The following is a 26,060-nucleotide window of genomic DNA, read 5'->3' on the forward strand; positions in this document are numbered from 1 at the left end:
CTAAGACGGGAGCGTCGATCAAGCTTCCGGCAGCTCTGCCAGCGGCCAGCGTGGGCGTACGGAGACGCTCAGATCCGCCGTTGCGCCAGCGTTCAGGCGCACCATCCCGGCGTAGGCGATCATCGCCCCGTTATCGGTACAGAATTCCGGGCGCGCATAAAACACTTCCCCGCGACGCTTTTGCATCATCTCCGCCAGCTTCGCACGCAGCGTACGGTTAGCGCTGACGCCACCCGCCATCACCAGGCGCTTAAAGCCGGTCTGATCCAGCGCGCGTTTACACTTGATCATCAGCGTATCGACCACCGCATCTTCGAATGCGCGAGCGATGTCCGCACGGGTCTGCTCGCTGTCATCATTATTGCGGATGGTATTGGCGGCGAAGGTTTTCAGGCCGGAGAAGCTGAAATCCAGCCCCGGACGGTCGGTCATTGGACGCGGGAAGACAAAACGCCCTTCCGTGCCCTGCGACGCCATTTTCGAGAGCATCGGGCCGCCCGGGTAATCCAGACCCAGCAGCTTAGCGGTTTTGTCGAAGGCTTCTCCGGCAGCGTCATCAATCGACTCGCCCAGCAGCTCATACTTACCAATACCCGTCACGCTAATCAGCTGGGTATGGCCGCCAGAGACCAGCAGCGCCACAAACGGGAATTCGGGCGGATTCTCTTCCAGCATCGGTGCCAGAAGATGCCCTTCCATATGGTGAACCGGAATGGCCGGAACATCCCACGAGAAGGCCAGGGAACGGCCCACCGTCGCACCGACCAGCAGCGCGCCGACCAGACCCGGGCCTGCCGTGTAGGCGACGGCATCAATATCAGTTGAGTTCAAGCCGGCCTCTTTCAGCGCCGCCTGAATCAGGGGAACCGTTTTACGTACGTGGTCACGAGAGGCCAGTTCAGGCACGACGCCGCCGTAGTCAGCATGCAATTTCACCTGACTATACAGTTGGTTGGCCAGAAGCCCTTTTTCGTCGTCGTAAATGGCGATGCCGGTTTCATCGCAGGATGTTTCAATACCCAGTACACGCATGACTTGTTTTACCTCGTTTCAGTACCGCGCAGTGTAGAGCCTGGGCGGGTTGATGTAAAACTTTGTTCGCCCCAGGACATCCGCTCGTGTATACTCTTCCCCCTTATAAAAGTCCCTTTCAAAAACGCGTCGGTGCTTTACAAAGCAGCAGCATTTGCAGTAAAATTCCGCACCATTTTGAAATAAGCTGGCGTTGATGCCAGCGGCAAACCGAATTTATCAAAGGTGAGAGTTACATGCCGGTAATTAAAGTACGTGAAAACGAGCCGTTCGACGTAGCACTGCGTCGCTTCAAACGTTCATGCGAGAAAGCAGGTGTTCTGGCTGAAGTTCGTCGTCGTGAGTTCTATGAAAAACCAACGACTGAACGTAAGCGCGCTAAAGCTTCTGCAGTGAAACGTCACGCGAAGAAACTGGCTCGCGAAAACGCACGCCGTACTCGTCTGTACTAATCCGTTGAGGGCGACAGTCCTCAATTGACAGACAGAGTAATAGTCGTAAGGCCGTGCTTCCGGAAGGAATGCGCGGCTTGTTTTCGTTTATGAGTTGCTAAAAACTTTTGGGGCATATGGCCGGACGAATCCCACGCGTTTTCATCAATGACCTGCTGGCAAGAACCGACATCGTCGATCTTATCGACGCGCGGGTAAAGCTGAAAAAGCAGGGCAAGAACTACCATGCGTGCTGTCCTTTCCATAACGAAAAAACCCCCTCCTTCACCGTCAACGGTGAAAAGCAGTTTTACCATTGCTTCGGCTGTGGCGCACACGGTAATGCCGTCGATTTTTTAATGAACTACGACAAGCTCGAGTTTGTTGAAACCGTCGAAGAGCTGGCGGCGATGCACAACCTTGAAGTGCCGTATGAAGCGGGCAGTGGACCAAGCCAGATAGAGCGCCATCAGCGTCAAACGCTGTATCAACTGATGGATGGCCTGAATTCGTTTTACCAACAGTCTCTTAAGCACTCTGCGGCTGAGCCTGCGCGTCAGTATCTGAACAAGCGCGGACTGAGCGACGATGTCATTGCGCGTTTCGCTATTGGTTACGCCCCGCCCGGCTGGGACAACGTGTTAAAGCGTTTTGGCGGCAATAGCGAAGATCGTAAATCGTTGATCGACGCAGGTATGCTGGTCACCAACGACCAGGGACGAAGCTACGACCGCTTCCGCGAACGGGTGATGTTCCCGATCCGCGACAAGCGTGGCCGGGTGATTGGGTTTGGTGGTCGCGTGTTGGGTGATGCCCTGCCCAAGTACCTCAACTCCCCGGAAACTGACATTTTCCATAAGGGCCGTCAGCTTTACGGCCTTTATGAGGCGCAGCAGGCAAATGCGGAACCTCCGCGCCTTCTCGTCGTCGAAGGGTATATGGATGTCGTTGCGCTGGCGCAGTATGACATCAATTACGCGGTAGCCTCGTTGGGCACGTCCACCACGGCCGATCATATTCAGCTGCTGTTTCGGGTGACCAACAACGTCATCTGCTGCTACGACGGTGACCGCGCAGGGCGCGATGCCGCCTGGCGTGCGCTGGAAACTGCGCTACCTTATATGACCGACGGGCGGCAGTTACGCTTTATGTTCCTGCCCGACGGTGAAGACCCGGATACGCTGGTGCGTAAAGAGGGCAAAGCGGCGTTTGAAGCGCGGATGGAGCAGGCTCAGCCGCTCTCCACGTTCTTGTTTAACAGCCTGATGCCGCAGGTTGATTTAAGTACCCCTGACGGGCGCGCGCAGCTCAGCACGCTGGCGCTGCCGTTAATCAGCCAGGTGCCCGGCGAAACGCTGCGCATCTATCTGCGTCAGGAGTTAGGCAACAAGCTCGGCATTCTGGATGACAGCCAGCTTGAACGTTTAATGCCAAAACAGGCTGAAAACGGCACGGTTCGCCCCGCGCCTCAGCTAAAACGCACAACCATGCGTATACTGATAGGGTTACTGGTCCAAAACCCCGAACTTGCACCGCAAGTGCCATCGCTGGCGGGTTTGAACCACGAAAAATTGCCCGGGCTTGGCTTATTTTCAGAACTGGTTAACACATGTTTGTCTCAGCCGGGTCTGACCACCGGACAACTTTTAGAACATTATCGCGGCACAAAAGAGGCCGCTACCCTTGAAAAATTGTCGATGTGGGACGATATAGCAGATAAGGACATTGCAGAAAAAACGTTCACCGACTCACTCAACCATATGTTTGATTCGATGCTCGAGCTGCGCCAGGAAGAGTTGATTGCTCGCGAGCGCACGCACGGTTTGAGCAGCGAAGAACGCCGGGAGCTCTGGATGATAAACCAGGAACTGGCGAAGAAATAAGCAAAAAGACAAAAGTATTTAACGGCTTAAGTGCCGAATATCGATCGGGAAGCCCCCGGCAGCCGCACTGAGAGGCAGCGGCAAAAATATAAGTACGCCCTCGCTTTAAAGGTTGGCAAACCATCGCCGACACCAATCAAACGAATTAAGTGTGGATACCGTCTTATGGAGCAAAACCCGCAGTCACAGCTGAAACTTCTTGTCCAACGTGGTAAGGAGCAAGGCTATCTGACCTATGCCGAGGTCAATGACCATCTGCCGGAAGATATCGTCGATTCAGATCAAATCGAAGACATCATCCAAATGATCAATGACATGGGCATTCAGGTGATGGAAGAAGCACCGGATGCCGATGATCTGTTGCTGGCTGAAACCTCCAACAACACTGACGAAGATGCGGAAGAAGCTGCTGCACAGGTACTGTCCAGCGTGGAATCTGAAATCGGGCGTACCACTGACCCGGTCCGCATGTACATGCGCGAAATGGGTACCGTTGAACTGTTGACCCGCGAAGGCGAAATTGACATCGCAAAACGCATCGAAGACGGGATCAACCAGGTTCAGTGCTCTGTTGCTGAGTACCCGGAAGCGATCACCTATCTGCTGGAGCAGTACGATCGTGTTGAAGCGGAAGAAGCGCGTCTGTCCGATCTGATCACCGGTTTTGTCGACCCGAACGCTGAAGAAGATATGGCGCCAACCGCCACTCACGTCGGTTCTGAACTGTCTCAGGAAGAGATGGATGACGACGAAGACGAAGATGAAGAAGAGAGCGACGACGACAGCGCCGATGATGACAACAGCATCGACCCGGAACTGGCACGTGAGAAGTTCGCCGAGCTGCGTACTCAGTACGAAGTGACGCGTGACACCATCAAAGCCAAAGGTCGCAGTCACGCTGCTGCCCAGGAAGAGATCCTGAAACTGTCTGAAGTCTTCAAACAGTTCCGCCTGGTGCCAAAACAGTTCGACTACCTGGTGAACAGCATGCGCGTGATGATGGATCGCGTACGTACCCAGGAACGCATCATCATGAAGCTGTGCGTTGAGCAGTGCAAAATGCCGAAGAAGAACTTCATCACCCTCTTCACCGGCAACGAAACCAGCGAAACCTGGTTCAACGCGGCTATCGCAATGAACAAGCCATGGTCTGAAAAACTGCACGACGTGAAAGAAGACGTGCATCGCGGTCTGCAGAAGCTGCAGCAGATTGAAGAAGAGACCGGCCTGACCATCGAGCAGGTCAAAGACATCAACCGTCGTATGTCCATCGGTGAAGCGAAAGCCCGCCGTGCGAAGAAAGAGATGGTTGAAGCAAACTTACGTCTGGTTATCTCTATCGCCAAGAAATACACCAACCGCGGTCTGCAGTTCCTGGATCTGATTCAGGAAGGCAACATCGGTCTGATGAAAGCGGTAGATAAGTTTGAATACCGTCGTGGTTACAAGTTCTCCACCTATGCGACCTGGTGGATCCGTCAGGCAATTACCCGCTCTATCGCGGATCAGGCGCGCACCATCCGTATTCCGGTGCATATGATTGAGACCATCAACAAGCTCAACCGTATTTCCCGCCAGATGCTGCAGGAGATGGGTCGCGAGCCGACGCCGGAAGAGCTGGCTGAACGCATGCTGATGCCGGAAGACAAGATCCGTAAAGTGCTGAAGATCGCCAAAGAGCCAATCTCCATGGAAACACCAATCGGTGATGATGAAGATTCGCATCTGGGTGATTTCATCGAGGATACCACCCTCGAGCTGCCGCTGGACTCTGCCACCACCGAGAGCCTGCGTGCTGCCACGCACGACGTTCTGGCTGGCCTGACCGCCCGTGAAGCGAAAGTACTGCGTATGCGTTTCGGTATCGATATGAACACCGACCACACGCTGGAAGAAGTGGGTAAACAGTTTGACGTTACCCGCGAACGTATCCGTCAGATCGAAGCGAAGGCGCTGCGTAAACTGCGCCATCCGAGCCGCTCTGAAGTGCTGCGTAGCTTCCTGGACGATTAATCCAGGTAAACAGCAAAAAGCTCCCAATCGGGAGCTTTTTTTTGTTTATTCCCTCTCCCTGTGAGAGAGGGCCAGGACGAGGCATCAGACCACAGAGGCCCCTAAAGCCCCCGCACCACCAGCGCCTCGTCGAGCTCCCTGTAAGCTTCCACCAGTTTATCCAGCGTTGCCCTGTTAAGTCCGCTCGGGTTTGGCAGCACCCATACCTGCGTCACACCGATGGTGATGGCCTGTTTCCCCCATTTCACCCCGCGCTGGCTGAACGCCTGCTCATAGGCCTGTTTCCCCAGAATCGCCAGCGCGGCAGGCTGGTAGTCTTCGATCTTCTTAATCAGTTCCCGCCCGCCAGTGCGCAGCTCATGCAGGTTGACTTCGCTCGCCTGCACGGTTGGTCGCTCCACCAGCATGGTGATCCCGCAGCGCGTATCCAGCAGATGCTGCTCCTCTTCAGGCTTGAGTAACCGGTCGGTAAACCCGGCCTGGTAGATCACTTTCCAGAAGCGGTTCCCCGGATGAGCAAAGTGAAAACCGGTATGCGCCGAGGATTTACCGGGGTTGATCCCACAGAACACCACCCGTAATCCCGGGGCCAGAATATCGTTGATCATATTTACTCCCGATTGATACATCATCATGGAAGTATAAAGGATTGATTATGCGTTGTTTATAAAAACAGCAGGCGGGTGTGAATGGCTGGATTGCTGCGGGGAGTTACATTATAATCCACCGCCACGGCCCCTTAGCTCAGTGGTTAGAGCAGGCGACTCATAATCGCTTGGTCGCTGGTTCAAGTCCAGCAGGGGCCACCAAATTTTAGCTTTATAATCATATAATTAAGCCACTCACATGAGTGGCTTTTTTGTTGGCTTAATTTTCAGTGGCGATGAAATGGCGGTATCGCTGAGTTCTTACAGAGATAAAAAAACCGCACGAGGCGGTTTTTTTGACTTATGCGGCTATCGTTAACTGCGGTTCACCGAGGGCGCCCGGGCACGTTCCGGCATGCCAGGGGCTGCAATCAGGCGCTCAACCGACTCCATGGTGACAAACGTACAGCTGCAATCAACGTTGGTGCACTGGTGATAACGTTCTTTGGTATTTTCACTCAAATAGCGACTGGTTCGCGCATGTGCCGAGTGCTTACATTTAGGACAATGAAACATACCGCCTCCGTTTAATTCACTTTTTGTGAATTAATGATACCCCAAAAGCGTAAAATTAAAAGCATACTACTCGCTTTCGATGGAAAATTTTTCGTCGGCAATGTCAGGTTCAAGATTCACCTCCGTCGTAAAGCCTCTTCCGTCAAGGGTGTGTACGACCCGGCTGACGATCCACGCTTGCTCGTCAATCGCCCGTTTGAAGCCTTTTACCTGAAGGGGTGTTTCTGGAAAAAGGTCAGCTTTTCCGAGCGCCAGCTGGATAGAAAATTTCACTACCCCGCGCTGTAAAGCACGCCATTTGGCTTCAGCCGCTCTAAGTGCCTGCGCTTCGGAGGCAAAAATAGTGGTCAGCTCAAAGACGTTATCGGCTGCACCAACCAACGTCTCCTGCGGCGTTTGCTCCGTGCTGCCGGATACGGCTGCGGCATCCGGATGAGGTAACGCGCCTGTCGCTGCCGCCGGTGGCAGACGATTGATGCTGACCTTTGGGTGTTGTTGTTTAGGATCGCTCGTTTGCAGCCATTTGGCCGTCACGCCGGAATACGCTTCGCGATCGGCAATGGAAAAGCTGTGTTTATCGCCATCGGCGCGTTCAATCACCTTCAACGCAACCGGTTTGCCGCTGGCCGTCACGGCGCCGCCCGCTTTCATGAAAAGCACCTTCCCTTCCTTAACGGCGACAAACGCGCCATTGCGTTCAGCCAGGCGGGAGAGAAACGCAGCATCGGACTCCTGAGTTTGGTCGATATGCGCAATGGCTATGGATGAAAATTCCGCCGCCACGCTGGCGCTAAGCTGGTTGCGCTGGGCGATGGTATCAACAATTGCGCCGAGGGTGGTGTCATGCCATGACTGCTCGCGGCGAACGTTGAGCTTGCCACGAAAATCGGCGCTGCGCCCCCGAATGGTTAACCGGTCCGGCGCCCCCCGAAATTCAATATCATCGACCGTGAAATTCCCCTTCGGCTCCAGAGGGGTACCCTGCCAGCCCAGCCATAGCGTAATAAACGCACCGCGAGCCGGCAGGTCTAACAGACCATCGGAATCATCCAGCTCAATGTCCACCTGATCGGCTTCCAGGCCTCGGTTGTCAGTCATGGTCAAGCGGATAAGGCGATGGCTAAAATTTTGCGTAATATCACGGCCATTAAGCTTGAGCATAAAATCGGGGGCGATTTTCCCCCCTGCCCGGATATTCATTTCCGTGATCATCCCAGCAGCCCTCCAATTTCGGTACGCGCGCTGGTCACCAGCTCTTCAGCCTGTGTTCTCAGGTCGCCAAACATCGCCATCAGCGATTCGTCAACCCGCTTCAGAGAAAGCGTAAAATCAATTTTCCGCGCCGTACCATCGCTGTAAAAATCCGTATGGGTGTGCGTCACCTTATCAATCACAAACATGCCATGAATGATGCCCGTCCCGTCAATCAGCGGCCAGGCCCGCCCCTCATTCGCCATCAGTTCGATGGCTTTGAGGGACAATCGCCCTCCGGTAATTTCAGGATAAAGCGTTCCGGAGAGCGTATGGGATGTATCGCCCTCACCCAGATACTGCCAGGCTTTGGGCTTCCCGATGCGATCGTTAGAGGCCCAGCGGTAATCCTTTGAAAACTGCATTGACTGATACGGCAAGGTTCGTCGCTCAAAGACAAACAGCCCCAGCACCATTAACATTTTCTCTCTCCTTACTCATACATAAAGCGCGATCGCTGGTTCGCCGCTCTCTGATTCTCTCTGCTGTCCAGGGCATCCTGAATTTGGCGGCTGAGGTCCGCTCCGGATGTCATGTCACCCTGCAGCGTGAAGTGATATTCGTTCCTGCTCTGATCGACGTAAGAGCGTCCGCCAGTGGCGAGCGCTGGCTGATACTTCAGATAGCCACCATAGGTCGATGTCGGCGGAATATACGCACTGCCCGGCGCAGAGGAAGCCGCCCCTGCGTTAGCCGCAGCGGGCTCGATGTTGTCCGACTTTGTTTTGATAAGACCGAGTTTATCCAGTAGCCAGGTCGCCTTGCTGCTCAGAGTGTTGAAGAGATTAAGCGGTGCCATCAACGCCTCCCCGAGCATCTGACCGAACATCACTCCCGCGTTTTTGCAACTTTCGAGCGTTTCCTGAGTCGTTTTGATTGGCGTAATCAGGTCGGTGAACCACTGCCAGATCCCACCCAGCTTCTCTGAGATGAAACCAAACGCCTGCAGAAGTGGAGAAAACAGCTCGCCCAGTGGAGCAAAGGCTACAGAAAGCCCTTCCATCACCCCGGTAAAGAAGGCGCTGACTGGTTCCCAGTATTTAAAAATCAGTAATGCACCCGCCGCAATCGCCGCACCAATGGCAATGATGGGCCAGCTGAGGGCACCCAGGATCGCCATGATGCTGCCGCCGACCACGCTGAAGGCGGTGCCTAACATCCCGGCGGCGGTAATGACCAGGTTCAGGCCGGTCACCATCGGCGCAACGACCATGCCCAACCCGCCCACTATGCCGGCAAACGCCTGCGCGCCGACGATAACCCCGACCAGGCCTTGCGTCAGTGCGGGGTTGGCATTCACCCACAGAGAGAGCGTACTGATCCACCCGGTCGCGGTGGTGGTCAGGGTACGCAGGGCGCCATCCGCCTTATCAAATACATCCATCTTCAGGCCGTTCCACACCGCCTGAAGCTTGCCTATATCACCGGCAAGGTTATCGGACTGAACGGCAGCTACCCGCGCGGTACTGCCCTTTGCCCCCTGGAGCTGCTGACGTTTTTCAGACAGCGTTCCATTACCCGCGGCGGAGACCAGTACCGCAGCGCCTTGCGCGTTTTCCTGACCGAAAATGGTCTTCAGGTACGCCATCTGCTGCGCGGTACCGAGCTGGCTCTTTTCAAAGGATGCGGAGAGGGCTTCAAGGATCTGCTCGGCAGGCAACAGATTGCCTTGTCCATCATAGGTTTGTACGTTCAGTTCACTCAGCGCGGCAGAACCCTGACCGTTCTGCATCTGCAGATGGCTCAGCACAGCGCTGACCCCGGCGCCAGCCGTGCTCCCTTTCATCCCCTTTTCAATCAGAATGCCAAGCAGCGCGGTCGTCTCTTCAAGGCTCACGCCAGCTCCGCTGGCAGTTGGCGCAACAGAGGCCACGGCAGCACCCAGCTCGGTAAGGCTGGTGTGAGAGGAGGTAAATCCGCGGGTCAGCACGTCTGCGACACGCTCAGCATCGGTATTGGCCAGGTTGAACGCGGTCTGTGCATTGCTGATGATGTCGGCGGCGTTTGCGGCATCGACATTTCCCGCAAGGCTGAGATTGACCGCAGGAAGCGTGGCCGCAAGCACACCATCGGCGTCATATCCTGAACGAACCAGCTCGGTCTGCGCCCGGGTGACCGCCTCCGTTGAGGTTCCCGTACCGGCACTGACGTCCCGCGCCTGCTGGCGAATAGCCTCAAGCCTGGCATCCCCCTTCTCCAGACCAAGACTGGCCTGAATAGCAGACATCTGCTTTTCAGCACTGATACCCGGCGCCATAAACCGGGACGTCTGGTCAAAGCTCGTCTTTGCCATGCTCACGCCTGTGCCAGCGATCTGATGCACACGCGTGGCAACACGTTTGCCGGATTCGTAGCGACGCTGAACGGCATTGAGCCGCTCCTGCTGCTGATTAACCCGGGCGAGTGCCTCTCGTTGTCCGTTGAGCTGCTGCGTTTTTTCGCCGATGCTCTTTCTTAAACGACGTTCATCTGCTGCCAGGGTACGGGTATTAATCCCCGCCTGCGCAAGTTCGCCGCGCTGACGCTGGACGGACTGGCGCAGTGTGTTGTACTCAAGCTTCAGGGCGGCGGCAGACTGGCGGGCTGCCGTAAGCGCATCGTTCTGCTCACGGGTGGGGTTTTGCGTGTTTTTCAGTTCACGCGCCAGCGCCGCCGTCTGTTGTCTCGCCAGGGCAAGCGCCTGCCCCGTCATGGTGAGCTGACTGCTTGTTTTTCTGAATCCATCGACGCGGGCCGCCTGCTCATCGAGCGCACGCAGCGCCGCCTGCGATTCACCGATCTCTCCCTCAAGAGAGAGACTGGCATTGTGGATAGCTTTGAGCGGTCGGCTTGCCCTGGCGACTGCATCCAGCAGCGCCTGAAGTCTGACATTATTACTCATGGTGGTTTCCGCTTCGCTGCAGCGCCTTTTCGCGCCATATGAGGAGTTCGGTCACGCTCAGGGGGTACAGCTCTGACGGCGGCCAGTGAAAAATCACCGCGATATCCGCCATCAGATCGTCGACCGACAGGTTTTCAGGAAATTTCAGCGAACCGAAGTCGGTGACAAAAAACCGACCACCTTACCGGCAAAAGAGAGCAGGTCGGAGGCATCCAGACGTGCAATCTCATGTTCGGTCAACGCCGGAGAGGTCATTCGCGGCAGCACTTTAATCAGGGCATCCACGTCGGATTGCGCCAGCGACGCCAGTGATACGCCACGCAGAGTGCCCGCATTGGGTTTTGCGACGGTCACTTTTTCGATTTTTTGCTCGCCGCGCAGAACGGGGCTATCAAGCGTGACGGTGTTTGGGTTTTCGCTTTCGTTGATAACAGTCTCGTTGATATTTTCCATTTCGTTACTCTCAAAAAGGGTAAATAACCGGCCAGCAGCTGCGGCCGGTTAAGGGTTACAGGCCGATGGCCTTACGGTGTTCCGCCAGACGATCGACGCCGTCGACTTTCAGCACCATGTTGATGATGTCAATCTCGATAACCTCTTTGCCATCGATAGTGAGCTGGTAGTAAGCGCACTCGGTGGACATCTTGGTCGTGCCGCTTTCGCCCTGCTTGTTCTCGCCGCCGTCAAACTCTTTGTGACGGCCACGCATCACGATCTCCACCGCAGAGATTTCGCCGGTATCGTCACGCTGGAAGGATCCGGTAAAACGCAGCGGCACGCTGTCCGCGCCTGGCGAGGCATACTGCGCCCACAGAGCAACGTCCGGCAGACCACCAATGGTCCACTCCAGCGCAAGGGCATCATCGTCCAGGCCGAGGTCGACAGAGACCGAGCCCGGCATACCGCCGCCGCGATACTTCTCCAGCTTGCGGGTGAGCTTCGGTAAGGTGACAGACTCAACAACGCCCATATAGCTCAGGCCATCGTTGAACATATTCAGATATTTAAGTTTGCGTGGTAACGCCATGCTGCAGCTCCTTAGCTGTTAACCGAATCTGACAGGTCTGCCAGATAGGTATCGGTGATGCGCTGGCGCAGGGTCAGATTCTCCAGCGGCGGAACAGGGGTGTAGTCGTAATCGATATACAGTTTCCCCGCTTTGAGGGTCGACACGTCATTCGATTCCGGGTCATACCAGCAGGAGCCGTCAACGATGTAGCCATTGGTTTTCAGCTCACGGAATTTGGCATTGATACCGGAAATGATGTCGCGAATAAGCGTTGGGGTAATGGGTTTATCCATCGCCCATGCGTGCGCTTCCGCCATGGTGTCGGCCAGTACCTGCGCGGTACGGGTGTAGTTTTCAAACAGGAATAACGGATCGTCAGAGCAGGTACGGTTGCCCCAGAATTTGAAACCGTCATTGCGAATCAGCGTGGTCACGCCCGCCTGGTTAAGCAGGTTGGCATCGGTGGCCTGTTCCTGCAGGTCCCAGGAGACAGAGGCGCTCACCCCGGTAACACCGTTAACACCGACGTTGGACAGGGTTTTATGCCAGCCGGTGGTCTGGTCGATTTTGGCGCGCAGGCCAAGCGCGCGCGCGGTCGCCCAGGCCGTTTTGGTGACGTTCGTCGCGGTATCCCACGCCAGAAAATCCGGGTGAATCACCATCAGCTCGCGCTGGCTGAAGTTTTTGCGATAGTTGATCGCCTCAGGAATGGTTTTACAGCCCCATGCGCTGACATAGCCAAACGCACGCAGGCTCTGGCACGTTGCTGCCAGCGCGGTCGCCACTTCCTGCGAATCCAGCCCCGGTACGCCGAGAATGCGTGGTTTAACGCCGGTCACCGTTTTGGCGGTGAGAAGTGCCTTCAGGCCGGTGTATTTGCCGTTTTCGTCGGTGGTACCAATGATGTTAGAAATGGTTTCTTTCTGTGCGGCTTCCGGGTCTTCCGGATTATCGACACCTTCGGCCACGCGAACAACAACGACAACCGGTTTGCACTGATCGGCAATCGCCTGAAGGGAAGCGGACAGCGTGCCTGTTTTCCCGGCTTTCGCAATCGCGGATTGTACATTGGTAATGAGCACTGGCTCGTTAAGAGGGAATGTCTGTTCGTCAGCATCGCTGGCCGTACAGACCATACCGATGATTGCCGTCGAGACGGTGGAAATGGTGCGTGTGCCATCGTTGATTTCGATGACTTCCACGCCGTGGTGATAGTCGCCCATCCGTTTAACTCCGTGGTTTAGTGGTGAGGGTATTTTCTGTGGAGCGCGCGTTGGATGCGACGTATTGGGGTTGGGGAAAGGATTACACAACAAACGAAAAGCCCTCCGGGAGGAGGGCTTGGGGTCAGGCTGGGCGTTCTGGCCATTGAATATCTGGGGCGGTTCTCACATCCACCCGGTTAAGCATGACCCGATATCGCTTCCAATCCTGTAGCGCGGCTGCCTCTTCGACGGTAGCTATACCGAGTTCGGCCGCATCCTCAAGCGGAGTAATAAAGTCACTCGCCGCCTTCATTAAGACGTTTTTTTGCTGTATTGCCTGGCTCACGCGCTCTTCATAGGTTGGTGTGGGAGGTTTCGCTAAGACGGGATAGCCATTTTTATCTGAAATAATTATTTTCCCGTCTGACTGCCCCTCCATCAGCGACACATAGTCTTCATCGAGCACGTTGACATAATTATCCGGCCACGTTTCGGCGGAACGATAATCGGCCTCCAGTTCATTATTATAAAAGGCCCCGTTTTCAGCAGAATATATATAACTCATATTAATATCCTCGCGCTTCAAAATAAGCTTTAACTTCGCCACTGCCCGCTACGTAGGTAAACCCTGATTTATCGGGGTTTTGCACGTAAATATTTTGATCGTGGAACCCATTGGTATAAAGCAAGGTTAATTGCACGCTGAGACAGGCGTTAGGAAATGTCGTTGGGAAAGTAATACGCGTCGAATCAGCACTACGCGTTGCCACCCCCCACTGCTTCATCACGCCTGTAGAGTTATCCTTTTCCCAACCGCTCGTTGCCTTACTGGCTACATTTTTCAGGTTATAGCGTGTATCGCATTCGGTTTTTGTATAAGCCGAGACTTTAGGCATATAACCGGCGTCTGACTGGCTTTTAGTGTAATAACGCGCATCAAAATTGGCGTAATCAGTTAGCGCCAATCTACTCATCGTTGGATAACCCGTTGCCAGGTTTACAGTAAATGGTCGGAGGTTATTATATGCACCATACTGATCACCCGAATTAGTGATCATAAGGTATAAATTTGAGCCATCATTTCGCCAGAAAGTACCATAACTACCGTAAACAGAACGATAGCCATTGGCAGACGTTGACTGATATTCATCTGAACTACGCAACGTACCCGTTATATTCTGGCTGCCAGACAGTTTGATAAAACGCCCATCGAAGTTGCCGTAATCACCGGGAATAATTTGTCCTTTCATTTGCAAAAGGCCGTTACGGGTGTTGATGTACCCCGTCATTCCCGTTTCTTTACCAACAGAATCCAATAAGGTCGAATAAAAACCGATGCCATACCATGATTTTAAAATCATGTTAGCACTGTCAAAACTAGCTGCATCGCTCCCGCTCGTAATCCCCGTACGGCTTCGTACCTCAAGCCCCTCGCTAAAGCTAACTAATTTCCTGAATGTACCACCGTTCGAGGCGGATACCGAATCAACATCGTCTGCGGAAGGTTTATTTGTAGTATCGTATTGTTTTGACCAGGCAGACCACGATCCATTATAAAGGGTACGTATATAAGACCGCGAGTTACTATAAATCCGATAAATTTGTGTGATACCGGCGTGCTTATAAACTTCAAGTGAACCCGCAACCGCCTCAGGATAATTTTTACCCGTTTGTGCCTGAGCGTTGGCAGGTTGATAATAAAGACCAGGCGCAGTATAGGTGTTGAGATCTGCGCTTCCGCCTATGCCTGTTGTTGTCCCGAATATCTCTTGAGATGTTGGCTTATTAAATTCGCTATAGAGCTTTACCCATGAAATAGCAACATTACCCTTTTTCCGGCCTACATAGGCATGTTGATTGGCACTATCTACTGCAATATATGAAATCGTTGGGGTACCATCATAGGGAATGGTGATACCAGATTTTCCAATACTTGTATCACGCCAAAAAGAAGCAAAATTTTCATCAGCTACTTTCGTATCTCTTACCCCCCCCAGGCCCATCCAGCCGACCACTGGCAAGCGACCCGTCGTTAAGTCAATCGTGGATGTAACAATATTTAGTTTTGATGCAGTGCCAAGACTATTTTTTAGTTTTACTAGTTCATCGCTAACGCTCTTCACCGCCTTCGGCGTTGCCGCCAGCACCTCAGACACGCTGTCAGTGGCGCTACTCAGCTGAACGATCCCTTTACGCGCCGTGGTTGCATCCGCTGCGGTATATTTCCCGTTCGCCAGATCGTACGCCGCCTTTACCGCTTTCGGCGTTGCAGCAAGCACCTCAGACGCGCTGTCGGTGGCGCTGCTTAACTGGGTGAACCCCTTTGCGGTCAGCGTGGCGTCCGGATGGCGGCGGGACTGCTCATGCTCCGTCAGCTTCCCGTCGACGTATTCCTGCGTGGCCATCACCGTTGAGGTGTCAATCGTCAACTCGACGGAGGAAATATCGCTCACCATAATAACCATGCGAAGCGTCTGCGCGCGTCCTGACCCCTCTGCCAGCGCGGGCTTATAGCTTTCAGCCATATTCCCGACGGCAATCAGCGTTCCAGTATCGTCATAAAGACCCATCTCACGCATCCAGAAACCGCCCACTTCAGGCGGGATCAGCAGCTCCGCCACAACGTAGTTTTTGTTCTTCTTGTCCTGGCTGATTTTATTCAGCGCGTGGCGCCAGACTTCATTCACCAGCTTTGTCTGGCTGGCATCTGGAACGGGCAACGCACCGCCGCCGTCGCCGACCGCCATTGCGGTGAAGTTCACTTTCTTCGCGTTCGGGACGGTTGCTGCAGCCAGTTTTTCTGCACCGGCTTTGGTGATAACCGTTTTAAATTTCACTGTCATTATGCTCTCACTTATCCGGGGTAAACCGTAATGATGTCGCCGTCATAGCTCAGGGCACCGGTAAAGAGATAACCCGGAATGTCCTGGATGATATTCAGGCCGATAAGGTGGCGGCTGGCAGGCTTCGCATCAGCGATAAGCCTTTCCATCTCGTAATACATTTCCTCGGTGATACCGGTGTCTAATACGCCGATATCAAGGCGGAAGGTGCCGGGCGGGTCGTTGGTTTGCCACCACTCGGTGACATTAATCAGATAACCAAGCGGCTCCACGACGCGGCGCACGGCGCCGATGGTCCCCTTGTGGGCATGGATAAACCATGCCGCGCGGATCACGTCCCGTTTGGTGGCCTCCGGCCAGTTCTCGTCCCAGCGATCGACCGAAAATGCCCACGCCAGCCACGGCAGTAAATTTGCCGGGCAGGTATCCGCGCTCCAGAGATGGCGCAGCGGTACCGGTGTTTTTTCTATCTCCGCGCAGGCGCGCGCGGCCGCCACCTCAAGCGGCGACGATCCAACCGGTAAAAGACGGGTATCACTCATCGCTCCCCCCCACGGTTACGCTGTAGTGGCTGCACCATGAGGCCTGAGTTTCATCGAGCACGATATCGGCTGCCGGGGCGGTCAGTTCCACGCGCTGCACCCCTTCAACGTGAAGAGCGGCGTAAATGGCAGACTTGCGAATATCGCGTCCCAGCCGATGCTGCGCCGTGATATAGGCCTGCAGCCGGGCTCTGGCCGCGTTAAGCACCGGTTCGCTTTCCGGACCGGGGAAGAGGAACAGCGAGGCCGCAATGGTGTAGTCGACAATTTGGGCCGACTGGACGGTCACGCGATCGGCGACTGGCCTGACGTCCTCATCGTTCAGCGCATTGCGAACACGGGTAAGCAGCTCTTCAGACGCCACGCCGTTATTCTCCCGTGAGAGCACGGAAACGGTGACGTTCGCGGGCTGGGGGCTGATCACGGAAATATCCGCCACCCGGCCATCCGCGCTGCGGCCATGGAACTGATAAGCGCCTGTCGAACCGGCCACGCTCAGCCCTTCCGGCGCCTGCTGGATACGCAGACGAAAATCGGTATCGGACTCCATCACAGCCGGCGTGGGCGGAAAGGTCGTGTCGTCGGCAGGCGTAATCACCAGACGCTGAAGGTTAGCGTTTGCCCCAATCTGGTCGAGATCGCTGCCGGCGGCGTAGGCCAGCATGACCGCCCGCGCGGCCTCGTTGACGCGCTGGCGCCAGATAACTTCCCGATACGCGTTTTCCTGCAGCAGCTTCACAATCGGCTCTGACTCTAAGGTCAGCGTGCGTGCGATAGCCTCTTGCTCCGCCTCTGGAAAGAGTGAGACAAAGGTGGCCTTTCGTTCTGCCAGCAGCGTTTCATAATCCACCTCCTCCACGACATCAGGCGCGGCGAGCTGGCTCAGATCAACAATAGCCATAGCGTTTAACTCAGTGAAATGGTGAGAGAAAAGGAGCGATCGGAAGAGTGTCGCGTGCCGGTGATATCGACATACAGCGTCCCGTCACTCTCCGACCGTTCGAAAGCAATCGCCGTCAGGCTGATCCGCGGTTCCCATTTCTGGATCGCGGAATAACATGCGGCCATAATCTGCAGGCGCAGCGCCGGACTCTGGGGCCTGTCGATCATCGCCGCCAGCAAGGAGCCGTACTCCCGGCGCATAACACGTGAGCCAACTGGCGTAACCAGAATGTCGCGCACGCTTTGCCTGATATGTTCCGCCTCTGAAATGCTGAGCCCGGTCTGACTGTTCATTCCCGTGTAGCGCACCGTCATTGCGTCCCCTTAGTCCAGCTTCCGCCGCTTTGCACACCGCCGTGGGCATGGTTGTCCACCTGCACCCCATTCGAGGTGAATTTACCGCCGGAATGTTCAATATTTCCGGCCATCACCCCGCCCTTCTGCACCTCCAGAGAGGCGGTAATTAACTTGTTGGTACACACCACTTCAGGCGTATCCAGCGTGATACGGGTCTCTGCTTTCACCTGTACCACCGGAACGGTCGCGGTCAGCGATTCCGATGCGGTGATGGTTGCCGTTTTGATGCCGGTCGCGGTTAGCGCACCGTTGCCGGGCTCGTATTCGATAACCGCCCCATCAGGAAACGAGACGTGGAGCGCGTCAGGCGACTCAGACGGCGCCGGATGGTCGTCAGAGAAAATGCCTGGCAACACGAAGGCGGTATCCAGCTCACCGCCGATAGCCAGCAGCAAGACCTGTTCACCCTCGGACGGTGCCCACCAGACACGCGAGCGGCCTGCGCGGCAGGTCAGCCAGTTCAGCCAGGTGGTTTTCATCCCCCCGGACTGGACGCGGCAGAGCCCTCGTTTGAGGTCGACATCGGTCACAACACCGAGACGAATAAGATTGCGGATCGCGCGAGCGATGCCGTGCATGGAAGTTAGCGTATTCATAAGAAGAGAATGCCGCTCAGGGCGATCGGCAGCAACGAGGCGGGGTTTTATGCGGGATGAAACAACAACTATGGCCAGCCGACAGGGCTGTGAGCTGGCCATCAGCGTGGTTACGTCAGGCCTCCCACCGGCTGACCAGTTCACCGTTGACGTATAGCTCCATCGGACGCGTGACGGGTTCCGGCAGCGGCGGCTCCGGAGAATAGGTGGCAAGCAAGGTCCCTTCATTCTCAGACACCAGTATCCGCTCGGTTAACTGCAGGCTGAAGCTGATATCTGAGGTTTCATCGTCATTGAAGACAACCTGAAAGAGATACCCCTTTTTTCGTCCCTCATCGAGGGTAAAAATATCCGGCTGGTTTTCCCGAAGCCAGGCCAGCACCGGGACGAAAATCCCCTCGCTGTCACCGGAAAAACCGCTGACGTTCGCCTTCAGCTCATATTGTTTTTCGAACGAGAGCGAAGCCGCCAGACGCGCATCGATGTTACCGCTCCCGATGGTCATCCGTAAGCGCTCCGGGTTTGCGCGCAGTTGTGGAACAGCGTCAATTAATGCCTGACGCAGGCTCTTGAGTTTGTGCATCGAGTTTATCCTGACAGTCTTTAATGGTTTCAACCTGCAAGGCGCAGGCGATAAGGGCGTGCTCAAGCCTGCGAATATCGGCGCTCAGATCGCCGTTAGTGACAGGCTCACTTGCCGGCATCGGGCAGGCGCTCACCTTTGGGCAAGCGTTGTAAACAATGTGCGGCGGAGGCGCAGGCGGCGCGGGTGTGCAACCTGCGGACAACATCAGGCAGCTGAGCGTGATACCAGCGGCGTAGTGCTTCATTTTCATTCATCAATCTCCTGAGAGCCGCTTCGCGCCTTGCCATCTCCTCAGCGGTAACGGCAAGCGCATCGCGGAGCCTGACCTGCGCGTTTTCATTTTCTCTGGCCATCCGTTGCGATACGGCCAGCTGATGGTTCAGCGCGTTAATCGTGTTTTTTTGTTCAGTGGCGATCTGGTTGGCTTTGGCAAAGGAGCGGGACAGGTTCAGATTGTCATGGCGAAACCACAAGGTAATGGCCATCAGCACAGCCAGCATCAGCAGGAGAAATCTCATCCCGCCCCCTTCATGCACCAGGCCTTTTCACGGGCCCGACGGTTTTCAAGCCCGGCGTTCTTCTTCCCGTTGACATACACCCAGCGGGTCAGCTGATCGCAGGCCTGCGGCCACTGTTTGTGATGAATAAACGCCACCAGCGTCGAACGGCAGGCGGCACCGGTTCCCACGTTAAAGGCAAAACTGACCAGCGCGTCATAGACCCGGGGTGGCATCCCCACCGGCGCGCATGCGGCAAGCCGTTTCTCAACCTTCAGAACGTCGGCGATCAGGTTCGCCGCCGCGTCACGCTCGGTGATCGCCTGCGTCGGTACAACGCCTGCCGTATGGCCAATGCCTGACGTCCATACGCCCGCGCTACAGCGGTAGGGCGAAAGACGGCAGCCTTCAAGATCGGCAAGTAACGCCAGCCCTTCAGGCGAGGTGTGCAGTAATCGAAAGTCAGGCATGAGCACCGCCAGGGCAAGGACGCTGGCGACGCTGCAACGCTTAATGATTGAGTTCACGAATACTCTTCTTATCGAGGCCCAGAGATTTGAGATAGCGCCAGGTTTTTCGCTTAAACCAGTAATTCGTCAGCGCGGTAAAAATGGCGCAGAGGCTTCCCACGTACAGCGCCACTTTTTCGGGAGACATCGCCCCGAACCAGGCCAGCGCCACGGCCAGCCAGTAGGCAATAAACGTGGTGACTTTCTCCAGACTCAGTCCCATAGGTTCACGGATTCTTTTCTGGGTGCGCTATCGACCTCTGGCATGTCTACTGCCGTACCATGGGGTAAGACAACGCCATACTCAGCAAGGCCAGGATTGGCTTTCAGAACGGGTTCGACTACGCCTGCCGTGCGCCCGTAATAACGGGCACAGATGGCATCAAGCGTATCTCCCTGCATTGCATAGATCTTCATCAGACGCTCCAACATCCGGATTTCCAGGTACTGTAGAGTTTCCAGAGCCAGCGCCCTTTCCGCTACCGCAGGCGGATGGACAATCGCGGACACAACAGGCTGTCCGCGTACGACAGAACGCGGCTCAAATCTGAATGAAGGTTGTTGCCCGGGAAAAGGCAGACGCTAGCGCCAGCTCTCGTCTTCCCAGACTTCCCGAAGAATGTTGTCTAACGCTTCGCGCTCGGCCTCGCCGTTGATGCCCAGCAGCTCGACGCCCGTCATGGAGCCTTCTTTCACCGTCACCCGCGTTGACGGGAACAGAGGCCTTATTCTGCGGGTGAGTTCGCACTGGAAGGCCTCCACGACGGAAGGGCCAATGTGCTGATCTTTATCCAGGGTAATATTGACCCGCACATTGCCTTCTTTTTTGATTCGTTCTGGAACAGGCGATGCCGAGAAAACAACGGTAAACGCGTTGTTTTTGATTAAATTCCCTCTCGCTATCTCAGCAATAAGATTCAGGGCAATTTCACGATCTCTCTCCTGACATGTTCCTTCCGTCGTCAGTCGCGCAATCATCTCGACTCGTTCAATCATGACTTGCTCATTCAACTCTCTGTCCACACAACCTCCACCACGAGATACTGTATAAACATACAGTAGCACGTAATCATAAAAAGAGTGAAGCAAAAAATCAGACCTGTTTGCGGTATGTGCATGATATCGATGGAGATTAGCGCATACTTCCGGCGACCTGATGCCTTAAATGCCCGGTACGTTCAAGGATTGAACTGGCCTTATCCAGGTAGGGCGGGGGCAACTCGCGGTGTCGGTGCAGATGAGTAAAATCACCCGCCGTACAGTTATTGACAGAACTCCAAGAGGGCGCGGTGGCGCCCTTAAGGTCAACGGCCCGCTTCGGTACAATCTTCCACTGTTTGAGGCGCGTTAAAACCGGTGACCCGGCCCCAATGGCCGCATCATAGACCCCGCGGATACAGACGGTTTCCTCGCCGTACTGGTTATATTCTTCCTTCGATTCGTAGAGCGTACGTACCTGCAGATCGTCACGACGGACAAACGGCCCGCCCTGGGCGTTCACATACCCCGCCCAGTCTCCGGCGTCCGCCGCGTCATGCACGGCGGCAAACTCCACGCTCAGGCCATGCGCCGTCTCGCGGTCGGCGAGACGGCGCAACTCCCGGTAGACCGTCACCGGCGCACCGCCAATAAACTGAAACTGACGGATGTGCCAGCGGGCCGCCCAGGCGGAAACGGCGGGAGCGGTCTCTTTCAACAGCTCGCCATTTTCATCATCAGTTTCGCCATCAAGCGCATAGCCATCGATATTCTTCGCGATGTATTTGGCGATATAGCCGGTAGCGCTGCCCTTCTCCGGGTCAATGGCTTCGGCATGAAAACGGGCTTTTTTTGCCCTGTCGCGTTGTAACTCGAAGGCATCCTCTTCGCAGGCATAGTCATTCATGATGCGTCGAACCCGCCCGGTATCCTCCGGCCGCATGAACACCAGCATATGCCAGTGGGGCGTACCGTCATGATGAGGTTCAGCAACCCGGATCCCGAAAATACGAATCCCTTCCCGGTGCAGCTTCGCCCGGATACGCGCCCAGAGTCGGTTGAGATAATGTTGCGTGTCTGCCGGGCTGGCGCCGTTCCACTTGCCGTTACGGTAACCGGCCTGCACGGTCGCGTGATACTTCGCGGGGGCGGTTAAGGTGTAGAACTCGCCTGCATAGCCCAGCTCATGGCAGATATTTTCAAACCCGCGAATGCGGGTCATCAGTTCACAGCGACGTATTGCGGGGTTGGCCACCGAGCCATCGTATTTTTCGATCAGACTGATACGGTTACCCTCTTCATCTTCAAGCTCCAGCCCCTTCAGGAACTCACGCGTACGGCGCTTCTGCTCGCGCCACTCGGCGATGCACCGTTTGCTCGCATAGGCAGATTTCTTTTTGCTGACGTGACCGATGGCGATCTGCAGATGCTCCCGCCAGGCGGCCGCCATCCGACGCAGACGACCGCGCCACCAGGCCTCTGAAAACATCCGGATCACCGCCGGGGCAACGTCCTCTTTGCAGAAGACGGTTTTGGACACGCGCTCCCAGTGGGGAGGGAGCACGTTGAACTGACGGGTAATGACACCGGCGAGCTGATACCAGGCATGCAGCGTTTGATATTCACCCATGCCGGCATCGTCCATATTTGCCAGCTCGGCGCGAATAAAGCGGGCGATGTCAGCCCCCAGCAGATCGATATCCGCACGGGACATATCCGGAAGGCGGTTGAAGCGGACGACCATATCAACCATCCGCGAGGCAAGGTATTGCCGCAGCGGCGTGTCGAAGTGGCCATCAAAAACCGCCGCGGAGACGCTCTCGTGCACGCCGACCCGGCTATATTGCTCAGCAACCCGCTGCAGGCGGGGTAATCCCCCTTTACAGAAGCGGATCAGAAACGCATTGGCTCGCGGTGTGCCCTGCTGTTGTTCGATGGCGTCAACCATCCGCCACACTTCGGAACGGACACATTCAGGCTGCAAAGAGAGGGCTTTTCTGGCTTGCAGCAGCGCCGCGAACAGACGATCGCGACGCTGCAGTTGAGAGTGTGTGAGATAGGGGCTGACAATGGCCGTCCGTGGCGCATTCCACGGATAAGCACAGGAGATAGCCAATTCACCCTCCCCGATAGTGTTTGTTTTTCAGCTCCGTCATTTCCTGGCAGGTAACGCACATGGCCACGCCGGGGACGGCAATACGGCGTGCCTCGGGGATCGGGGCGTCGCACGCTTCGCAGAGCAAACGCGATGGCGACACAGGTCGACGGCGCGCGCTGTTAATGTGGCGCTCGCGTTCTGCCAGTTCACGCTCCTGCACCAGATCGATAAAATCCGCCATCAGTGCAGCTCCTGGGATTCACGCTCGTAACGGGCCGCTTCGTGACACAGCAGTTCAGCCACGTCTTCACCGCTCATGCCGGTTTTGTAAATGTGGCTGGCCAGCGCCTCAAGGCGCTGTGAAACCGCGAGCGCACGTGCTCTTCGCTCCTCGGTCTTCGCTTGCGCCAGCAGACGTACCAGTTTGTCTCCCTCGATCGGGGACGTGCGGTTTTCGCTATTTCGCATTACTCGTTCTCCTTAAATTCAGGCAATAGAATGCCCGGCGGGTTTACGCCATTACGTTTGGTTGGGGTTACATCGGCATGGTCAGCCGTTCGGGAAATAAGCTCACGACTGCACGAAAATGGTTCATGGCGGTAATCAGCGCCCTTTTCTCGTCAGTCGTCAGTTCACCGACCTCGCACGCATGACGGGTAGCGGGTAATTTCGCCAGGAAGAAGATGGCGGCCAGCGCGCGGGTGTTCTCTTCAAAACAGGGATCGCGCTTATCACGCAGCTCTGCAAAAAACCGCGTCAGCTCTTTCTCGCTATTGCCCCAGAATCTGGCGCGCAGTTCGGCCACGTGGTTAAGTCCGGACAGACGCGCCCCGACGCTGAGCGGAACGCCTGCCTGAGCAGCTTCTATCGCCATATCGCCCCTCGCTTCGTTTCCCGCAACGTGAATTATTCACCGATAACAAGCTGGAAGCGGGAATGGCCTAACGCCTTACGTAGCTGCTCCTCTTTCCAGCGCGCGTAATAGATACGGATGGGGCCACCTGCTTTTTTGCAGCCCTTGCGGATAGTGCGCGGCTCAATAGGGACCCGGGGGTTATCGCCTGTCGTCCAGCGGTAGGCAGTACGTTCAGAAACACCTTCCAGCGCGGCGAATTGCTGCAGCGTCACCACAGGGGCTGGCACTTTGATGATTGCGATTTCAGAAGCCATGTTGCATGATTCCCATTTTGATAATGACTGCAATCTTTAGCCTCTGTTTGCCAACGTCTGCCGCTGATTGCCCGAATTTGCAATGATACTAATACCCAATTGAGTATTAGTAAACACCCAAAGGAATATATTTTGATTTTAGATTCTCAAGTGAATAATGAAGAGTTGCTCGATAGAATCTGTCAGGTATATGGTTTTACGCAAAAAATCCAGCTTGCCCGGCACTTCAATATTGCCGCCAGCTCGCTGCAGAACCGCTACGCACGCGGCACTATCTCTTATGACTTCGCCGTGCAGTGCGCCCTGGATACGGGCGCCAGCCTGCGCTGGCTGATGACCGGGCAAGGTGCTCAGTTTGAAGGTCAGCCTGCGCCGGGCGATCCTGTATCTGTCGCATCATTCACTCTTAGTGATGGTCGACTGGAAGAAAATACTACTTTGAGTATCGACTCCCATTTCTTCAGTAAACAACTCACCCGCGGCATCGCCGTCCGGGCTGAGGGAAAACTTCACTTTGTTGAAAAAGACGCATCGTTAACCGACGGGCTGTGGCTGGTTGAGATTGAAGGCACCACCAGCATCCGCGAGCTGACGCTCCTGCCGGGTAAAAAACTCCACGTCGCGGGCGGAAAGATCCCATTTGAATGCGGTATCGAGGAGATAAAAACGATTGGCCGTGTGGTGGGTGTCTACAGCGAGGTTAACTGATGGCGGTCCGTAAAAATCCTGCCGGTGGCTGGCTTTGCGAGATCTACCCCAACGGGGCAAAGGGTAAGCGCATCAGAAAGAAATTCGCCACCAAAGGCGAAGCGCTGGCCTTTGAACAGTACACCGTTCAAAACCCGTGGCAGGAAGAAAAAGAGGACCGCCGCACCTTAAAAGCGCTGATTGATGCCTGGTATAGCGCTCACGGCATTACGTTGAAAGACGGTCTTAAACGCCAGCTGGCGATGCACCATGCCTTTGAGTGTATGGGCGAACCGCTCGCGAGGGATTTCGATGCGCAGATGTTTTCCCGCTACCGGGAAAAGCGGCTGAAAGGTGAATACGCCCGTTCTGCCCGGGTAAAAGAAGTTTCCCCCCGCACGCTTAACCTTGAGCTGGCCTACTTCCGGGCGGTATTCAACGAGCTGAATCGTCTGGGGGAATGGAAAGGCGAAAATCCGCTGAAAAATATGCGCCCTTTCCGTACGGAAGAGATGGAAATGGCCTGGCTGACGCAGGAGCAAATCGCCCGGTTACTGGCCGAGTGTCGGCGTCATGACAACCCGGATCTGGAAAACGTGGTCAGGATTTGTCTCGCCACGGGCGCACGCTGGTCTGAGGCCGAAGGGCTCAAAAAAAGCCAGCTGTCGAAGTACAAAATCACCTATATCAATACCAAAGGGCGAAAAAACCGCACCGTCCCTGTCAGCAAAGCCCTGTATGACGCTCTGCCTGATAACAAAAATGGCCGTTTGTTCAGTGATTGCTATGGTGCGTTCCGCTCTGCGCTGCAGCGGACAGGTATCGAGTTACCCGCCGGGCAATTGACCCACGTGCTGCGCCATACTTTTGCCAGCCACTTTATGATGAATGGTGGGAATATCCTGGTCCTGCAGCGGGTGCTTGGGCATACGGATATTAAAATGACTATGCGGTATGCACACTTTGCACCTGATCATTTAGAGGATGCCGTTAAGCTCAACCCGCTGGCGGTGAGTGGCGATAAAGTGGCGGTGGAGATGGCGAATAATGGGTAATCATTGGCAAACAGTGGCAATCTATGTCAGTGATAAATAATACAATGCATTGATTTTTGGTTGTTCTGGTAGGAACTCATAATCGCCTGGGCGCTGGTTCAAGTCCAGATGCGAATACCAAATTGAAATTATTGCCGTTTAATCCCTACTATTTGCTATCAACGTTAAGCAAAGTCATCGCATTTTGTGCAGGGTTTAGCCCCAAAGATGCATTTCGCGCTTTTTTGACTTTTAACTCCCCGAAAACTTAAAGGGAAAAAGAAGTTTTCTTATGTCAACAAGGATAAACCAGACAATGTTACTCACTACCATGAAAATACTTAAAATATGAT

Annotated in this window: 33 protein-coding genes and 1 tRNA gene; 6 read left to right on the top strand and 28 right to left on the bottom strand. The window is 55.1% G+C overall.

All coding sequences use genetic code 11. The annotated features are described in order from the left end of the window. Window positions 1-18: 18 nt before the first annotated feature. Window positions 19-1,032, bottom strand: a complete 1,014-nt coding sequence (tsaD, locus tag ACQG22_RS20100; protein WP_369706768.1) for a tRNA (adenosine(37)-N6)-threonylcarbamoyltransferase complex transferase subunit TsaD — start codon at window positions 1,030-1,032, stop codon at window positions 19-21. A 236-nt stretch (window positions 1,033-1,268) separates the two neighbouring features. On the opposite strand from tsaD, the gene rpsU reads away from it, so the two are divergent. The 3 genes from rpsU (at window position 1,269) to rpoD (ending at window position 5,359) form a co-directional block, all read left to right on the top strand. Further along, entirely contained in the window at window positions 1,269-1,484 is a 216-nt protein-coding gene (gene rpsU / locus ACQG22_RS20105) for a 30S ribosomal protein S21 (protein ID WP_001144069.1), read from the top strand. 116 nt (window positions 1,485-1,600) lie between these two features. Then, complete coding sequence (dnaG, locus tag ACQG22_RS20110) at window positions 1,601-3,346, top strand: DNA primase (protein WP_014833324.1); 1,746 nt, start codon at window positions 1,601-1,603, stop codon at window positions 3,344-3,346. A 165-nt stretch (window positions 3,347-3,511) separates the two neighbouring features. Further along, window positions 3,512-5,359, top strand: a complete 1,848-nt coding sequence (rpoD, locus tag ACQG22_RS20115; protein WP_013098777.1) for an RNA polymerase sigma factor RpoD — start codon at window positions 3,512-3,514, stop codon at window positions 5,357-5,359. A 101-nt stretch (window positions 5,360-5,460) separates the two neighbouring features. Here the strand turns inward: rpoD and mug are convergent, their stop codons facing one another. Next, on the bottom strand, window positions 5,461-5,967 hold the full coding sequence (gene mug / locus ACQG22_RS20120; RefSeq protein WP_020689452.1) for a G/U mismatch-specific DNA glycosylase: 507 nt from the start codon (window positions 5,965-5,967) through the stop codon (window positions 5,461-5,463). A gap of 125 nt (window positions 5,968-6,092) precedes the next feature. On the opposite strand from mug, the gene ACQG22_RS20125 reads away from it, so the two are divergent. Continuing rightward, window positions 6,093-6,168 (top strand) — tRNA-Ile (locus ACQG22_RS20125). A gap of 153 nt (window positions 6,169-6,321) precedes the next feature. Here ACQG22_RS20125 and ACQG22_RS20130 read toward each other — a convergent pair. From ACQG22_RS20130 to ACQG22_RS20255, 26 genes are all read right to left on the bottom strand, one after another. Continuing rightward, on the bottom strand, window positions 6,322-6,522 hold the full coding sequence (locus tag ACQG22_RS20130) for an ogr/Delta-like zinc finger family protein (protein ID WP_014833326.1): 201 nt from the start codon (window positions 6,520-6,522) through the stop codon (window positions 6,322-6,324). A 66-nt stretch (window positions 6,523-6,588) separates the two neighbouring features. Beyond that, window positions 6,589-7,734 carry a phage late control D family protein gene (locus tag ACQG22_RS20135; RefSeq protein ID WP_102752660.1) on the bottom strand — a complete coding sequence of 382 codons (1,146 nt, stop codon included), beginning with the start codon at window positions 7,732-7,734 and terminating at the stop codon, window positions 6,589-6,591. Continuing rightward, window positions 7,731-8,195 (bottom strand): phage tail protein, encoded by a 465-nt coding sequence (locus ACQG22_RS20140; protein ID WP_014833328.1) that lies wholly within the window; start codon window positions 8,193-8,195, stop codon window positions 7,731-7,733. Before ACQG22_RS20140 ends, ACQG22_RS20135 begins: the two co-directional genes overlap by 4 nt. 11 nt (window positions 8,196-8,206) lie before the next feature. Further along, window positions 8,207-10,654, bottom strand: coding sequence for a phage tail tape measure protein (locus ACQG22_RS20145; protein WP_369706769.1), 2,448 nt, complete (start codon window positions 10,652-10,654; stop codon window positions 8,207-8,209). Then, window positions 10,647-10,766 carry a GpE family phage tail protein gene (locus ACQG22_RS20150; RefSeq protein ID WP_014833330.1) on the bottom strand — a complete coding sequence of 40 codons (120 nt, stop codon included), beginning with the start codon at window positions 10,764-10,766 and terminating at the stop codon, window positions 10,647-10,649. The genes ACQG22_RS20145 and ACQG22_RS20150 overlap by 8 nt, the downstream gene beginning before the upstream one ends. 32 nt (window positions 10,767-10,798) lie before the next feature. Then, window positions 10,799-11,107, bottom strand: a complete 309-nt coding sequence (locus ACQG22_RS20155) for a phage tail assembly protein (protein ID WP_020689447.1) — start codon at window positions 11,105-11,107, stop codon at window positions 10,799-10,801. Between the two features lie 55 nt (window positions 11,108-11,162). Beyond that, window positions 11,163-11,681, bottom strand: coding sequence for a phage major tail tube protein (locus ACQG22_RS20160; RefSeq protein WP_014833332.1), 519 nt, complete (start codon window positions 11,679-11,681; stop codon window positions 11,163-11,165). Between the two features lie 11 nt (window positions 11,682-11,692). Then, entirely contained in the window at window positions 11,693-12,886 is a 1,194-nt protein-coding gene (locus ACQG22_RS20165) for a phage tail sheath protein (RefSeq protein WP_040021829.1), read from the bottom strand. Between the two features lie 124 nt (window positions 12,887-13,010). Further along, complete coding sequence (locus tag ACQG22_RS20170; RefSeq protein WP_102752657.1) at window positions 13,011-13,433, bottom strand: tail fiber assembly protein; 423 nt, start codon at window positions 13,431-13,433, stop codon at window positions 13,011-13,013. A gap of 1 nt (window position 13,434) precedes the next feature. Beyond that, window positions 13,435-15,711 carry a phage tail protein gene (locus ACQG22_RS20175; RefSeq protein ID WP_236653777.1) on the bottom strand — a complete coding sequence of 759 codons (2,277 nt, stop codon included), beginning with the start codon at window positions 15,709-15,711 and terminating at the stop codon, window positions 13,435-13,437. 11 nt (window positions 15,712-15,722) lie between these two features. Beyond that, a complete protein-coding gene (locus ACQG22_RS20180; protein ID WP_020689443.1) occupies window positions 15,723-16,253 on the bottom strand; it encodes a phage tail protein I in 531 nt (176 codons plus the stop codon). Beyond that, window positions 16,246-17,154, bottom strand: coding sequence for a baseplate assembly protein (locus ACQG22_RS20185; RefSeq protein ID WP_102752656.1), 909 nt, complete (start codon window positions 17,152-17,154; stop codon window positions 16,246-16,248). Before ACQG22_RS20185 ends, ACQG22_RS20180 begins: the two co-directional genes overlap by 8 nt. Window positions 17,155-17,159: 5 nt before the next feature. Continuing rightward, window positions 17,160-17,510 carry a GPW/gp25 family protein gene (locus ACQG22_RS20190; protein ID WP_369706770.1) on the bottom strand — a complete coding sequence of 117 codons (351 nt, stop codon included), beginning with the start codon at window positions 17,508-17,510 and terminating at the stop codon, window positions 17,160-17,162. Further along, window positions 17,507-18,148 carry a phage baseplate assembly protein V gene (locus ACQG22_RS20195; RefSeq protein ID WP_102752655.1) on the bottom strand — a complete coding sequence of 214 codons (642 nt, stop codon included), beginning with the start codon at window positions 18,146-18,148 and terminating at the stop codon, window positions 17,507-17,509. Before ACQG22_RS20195 ends, ACQG22_RS20190 begins: the two co-directional genes overlap by 4 nt. Window positions 18,149-18,263: 115 nt before the next feature. Next, on the bottom strand, window positions 18,264-18,731 hold the full coding sequence (locus ACQG22_RS20200) for a phage tail protein (protein WP_102752654.1): 468 nt from the start codon (window positions 18,729-18,731) through the stop codon (window positions 18,264-18,266). Next, window positions 18,694-18,939 carry an Rz1-like lysis system protein LysC gene (gene lysC / locus ACQG22_RS20205; RefSeq protein WP_162837624.1) on the bottom strand — a complete coding sequence of 82 codons (246 nt, stop codon included), beginning with the start codon at window positions 18,937-18,939 and terminating at the stop codon, window positions 18,694-18,696. Before lysC ends, ACQG22_RS20200 begins: the two co-directional genes overlap by 38 nt. Continuing rightward, window positions 18,839-19,252, bottom strand: coding sequence for an Rz-like lysis system protein LysB (gene lysB, locus ACQG22_RS20210; protein ID WP_102752653.1), 414 nt, complete (start codon window positions 19,250-19,252; stop codon window positions 18,839-18,841). Before lysB ends, lysC begins: the two co-directional genes overlap by 101 nt. Then, on the bottom strand, window positions 19,249-19,758 hold the full coding sequence (locus ACQG22_RS20215; protein ID WP_369706771.1) for a lysozyme: 510 nt from the start codon (window positions 19,756-19,758) through the stop codon (window positions 19,249-19,251). Before ACQG22_RS20215 ends, lysB begins: the two co-directional genes overlap by 4 nt. Continuing rightward, on the bottom strand, window positions 19,742-19,963 hold the full coding sequence (locus tag ACQG22_RS20220; RefSeq protein WP_020689436.1) for an HP1 family phage holin: 222 nt from the start codon (window positions 19,961-19,963) through the stop codon (window positions 19,742-19,744). Before ACQG22_RS20220 ends, ACQG22_RS20215 begins: the two co-directional genes overlap by 17 nt. Next, complete coding sequence (locus ACQG22_RS20225; RefSeq protein WP_028027926.1) at window positions 19,954-20,157, bottom strand: tail protein X; 204 nt, start codon at window positions 20,155-20,157, stop codon at window positions 19,954-19,956. The genes ACQG22_RS20220 and ACQG22_RS20225 overlap by 10 nt, the downstream gene beginning before the upstream one ends. Window positions 20,158-20,322: 165 nt before the next feature. Beyond that, window positions 20,323-20,763: a DinI-like family protein gene (locus ACQG22_RS20230; protein WP_023619960.1), complete on the bottom strand. Its 441-nt coding sequence runs from the start codon at window positions 20,761-20,763 to the stop codon at window positions 20,323-20,325. Window positions 20,764-20,872: 109 nt separating this feature from the next. Continuing rightward, window positions 20,873-22,834, bottom strand: a complete 1,962-nt coding sequence (locus ACQG22_RS20235; RefSeq protein WP_336340584.1) for a replication endonuclease — start codon at window positions 22,832-22,834, stop codon at window positions 20,873-20,875. A gap of 1 nt (window position 22,835) precedes the next feature. Next, on the bottom strand, window positions 22,836-23,057 hold the full coding sequence (locus ACQG22_RS20240) for a TraR/DksA family transcriptional regulator (RefSeq protein ID WP_023619962.1): 222 nt from the start codon (window positions 23,055-23,057) through the stop codon (window positions 22,836-22,838). Then, the gene (locus tag ACQG22_RS20245) at window positions 23,057-23,284 is read right to left on the bottom strand and encodes a DUF2732 family protein (protein ID WP_038420649.1); all 228 of its coding nucleotides are present in this window, start codon (window positions 23,282-23,284) and stop codon (window positions 23,057-23,059) included. The genes ACQG22_RS20240 and ACQG22_RS20245 overlap by 1 nt, the downstream gene beginning before the upstream one ends. Window positions 23,285-23,351: 67 nt before the next feature. Further along, entirely contained in the window at window positions 23,352-23,690 is a 339-nt protein-coding gene (locus ACQG22_RS20250) for a DUF5347 domain-containing protein (protein WP_336340585.1), read from the bottom strand. A gap of 32 nt (window positions 23,691-23,722) precedes the next feature. Further along, the gene (locus ACQG22_RS20255; protein ID WP_014833350.1) at window positions 23,723-23,986 is read right to left on the bottom strand and encodes a hypothetical protein; all 264 of its coding nucleotides are present in this window, start codon (window positions 23,984-23,986) and stop codon (window positions 23,723-23,725) included. A gap of 132 nt (window positions 23,987-24,118) precedes the next feature. On the opposite strand from ACQG22_RS20255, the gene ACQG22_RS20260 reads away from it, so the two are divergent. Continuing rightward, window positions 24,119-24,694: a phage repressor protein CI gene (locus tag ACQG22_RS20260; protein ID WP_040021848.1), complete on the top strand. Its 576-nt coding sequence runs from the start codon at window positions 24,119-24,121 to the stop codon at window positions 24,692-24,694. Continuing rightward, on the top strand, window positions 24,694-25,728 hold the full coding sequence (locus ACQG22_RS20265) for a phage integrase (protein WP_063427137.1): 1,035 nt from the start codon (window positions 24,694-24,696) through the stop codon (window positions 25,726-25,728). Before ACQG22_RS20260 ends, ACQG22_RS20265 begins: the two co-directional genes overlap by 1 nt. The last annotated feature ends 332 nt before the right edge of the window (window positions 25,729-26,060 follow it).

Source organism: Enterobacter cloacae complex sp. 309I3, from assembly GCF_050031595.1.
Taxonomy (GTDB): domain Bacteria; phylum Pseudomonadota; class Gammaproteobacteria; order Enterobacterales; family Enterobacteriaceae; genus Enterobacter; species Enterobacter cloacae.

Coding starts and splice junctions, on each gene's coding strand:
- ACQG22_RS20155 (WP_020689447.1), bottom strand. CDS start 11,107: ATGGAAAATATCAACGAGACTGTTATCAACGAAAGCGAAAACCCAAAC.
- lysC (WP_162837624.1), bottom strand. CDS start 18,939: ATGTTGTCCGCAGGTTGCACACCCGCGCCGCCTGCGCCTCCGCCGCAC.
- ACQG22_RS20150 (WP_014833330.1), bottom strand. CDS start 10,766: ATGGCGGATATCGCGGTGATTTTTCACTGGCCGCCGTCAGAGCTGTAC.
- ACQG22_RS20195 (WP_102752655.1), bottom strand. CDS start 18,148: ATGAATACGCTAACTTCCATGCACGGCATCGCTCGCGCGATCCGCAAT.
- ACQG22_RS20245 (WP_038420649.1), bottom strand. CDS start 23,284: ATGCGAAATAGCGAAAACCGCACGTCCCCGATCGAGGGAGACAAACTG.
- ACQG22_RS20240 (WP_023619962.1), bottom strand. CDS start 23,057: ATGGCGGATTTTATCGATCTGGTGCAGGAGCGTGAACTGGCAGAACGC.
- ACQG22_RS20190 (WP_369706770.1), bottom strand. CDS start 17,510: ATGACGGTGCGCTACACGGGAATGAACAGTCAGACCGGGCTCAGCATT.
- ACQG22_RS20220 (WP_020689436.1), bottom strand. CDS start 19,963: ATGGGACTGAGTCTGGAGAAAGTCACCACGTTTATTGCCTACTGGCTG.
- ACQG22_RS20175 (WP_236653777.1), bottom strand. CDS start 15,711: ATGACAGTGAAATTTAAAACGGTTATCACCAAAGCCGGTGCAGAAAAA.
- ACQG22_RS20140 (WP_014833328.1), bottom strand. CDS start 8,195: ATGTTAATGGTGCTGGGGCTGTTTGTCTTTGAGCGACGAACCTTGCCG.
- ACQG22_RS20225 (WP_028027926.1), bottom strand. CDS start 20,157: ATGAAGATCTATGCAATGCAGGGAGATACGCTTGATGCCATCTGTGCC.
- ACQG22_RS20135 (WP_102752660.1), bottom strand. CDS start 7,734: ATGATCACGGAAATGAATATCCGGGCAGGGGGGAAAATCGCCCCCGAT.
- ACQG22_RS20180 (WP_020689443.1), bottom strand. CDS start 16,253: ATGAGTGATACCCGTCTTTTACCGGTTGGATCGTCGCCGCTTGAGGTG.
- ACQG22_RS20170 (WP_102752657.1), bottom strand. CDS start 13,433: ATGAGTTATATATATTCTGCTGAAAACGGGGCCTTTTATAATAATGAA.
- ACQG22_RS20130 (WP_014833326.1), bottom strand. CDS start 6,522: ATGTTTCATTGTCCTAAATGTAAGCACTCGGCACATGCGCGAACCAGT.
- lysB (WP_102752653.1), bottom strand. CDS start 19,252: ATGAGATTTCTCCTGCTGATGCTGGCTGTGCTGATGGCCATTACCTTG.
- mug (WP_020689452.1), bottom strand. CDS start 5,967: ATGATCAACGATATTCTGGCCCCGGGATTACGGGTGGTGTTCTGTGGG.
- ACQG22_RS20255 (WP_014833350.1), bottom strand. CDS start 23,986: ATGGCTTCTGAAATCGCAATCATCAAAGTGCCAGCCCCTGTGGTGACG.
- ACQG22_RS20165 (WP_040021829.1), bottom strand. CDS start 12,886: ATGGGCGACTATCACCACGGCGTGGAAGTCATCGAAATCAACGATGGC.
- ACQG22_RS20265 (WP_063427137.1), top strand. CDS start 24,694: ATGGCGGTCCGTAAAAATCCTGCCGGTGGCTGGCTTTGCGAGATCTAC.
- tsaD (WP_369706768.1), bottom strand. CDS start 1,032: ATGCGTGTACTGGGTATTGAAACATCCTGCGATGAAACCGGCATCGCC.
- rpoD (WP_013098777.1), top strand. CDS start 3,512: ATGGAGCAAAACCCGCAGTCACAGCTGAAACTTCTTGTCCAACGTGGT.
- rpsU (WP_001144069.1), top strand. CDS start 1,269: ATGCCGGTAATTAAAGTACGTGAAAACGAGCCGTTCGACGTAGCACTG.
- ACQG22_RS20145 (WP_369706769.1), bottom strand. CDS start 10,654: ATGAGTAATAATGTCAGACTTCAGGCGCTGCTGGATGCAGTCGCCAGG.
- ACQG22_RS20200 (WP_102752654.1), bottom strand. CDS start 18,731: ATGCACAAACTCAAGAGCCTGCGTCAGGCATTAATTGACGCTGTTCCA.
- ACQG22_RS20160 (WP_014833332.1), bottom strand. CDS start 11,681: ATGGCGTTACCACGCAAACTTAAATATCTGAATATGTTCAACGATGGC.
- ACQG22_RS20250 (WP_336340585.1), bottom strand. CDS start 23,690: ATGGCGATAGAAGCTGCTCAGGCAGGCGTTCCGCTCAGCGTCGGGGCG.
- ACQG22_RS20185 (WP_102752656.1), bottom strand. CDS start 17,154: ATGGCTATTGTTGATCTGAGCCAGCTCGCCGCGCCTGATGTCGTGGAG.
- dnaG (WP_014833324.1), top strand. CDS start 1,601: ATGGCCGGACGAATCCCACGCGTTTTCATCAATGACCTGCTGGCAAGA.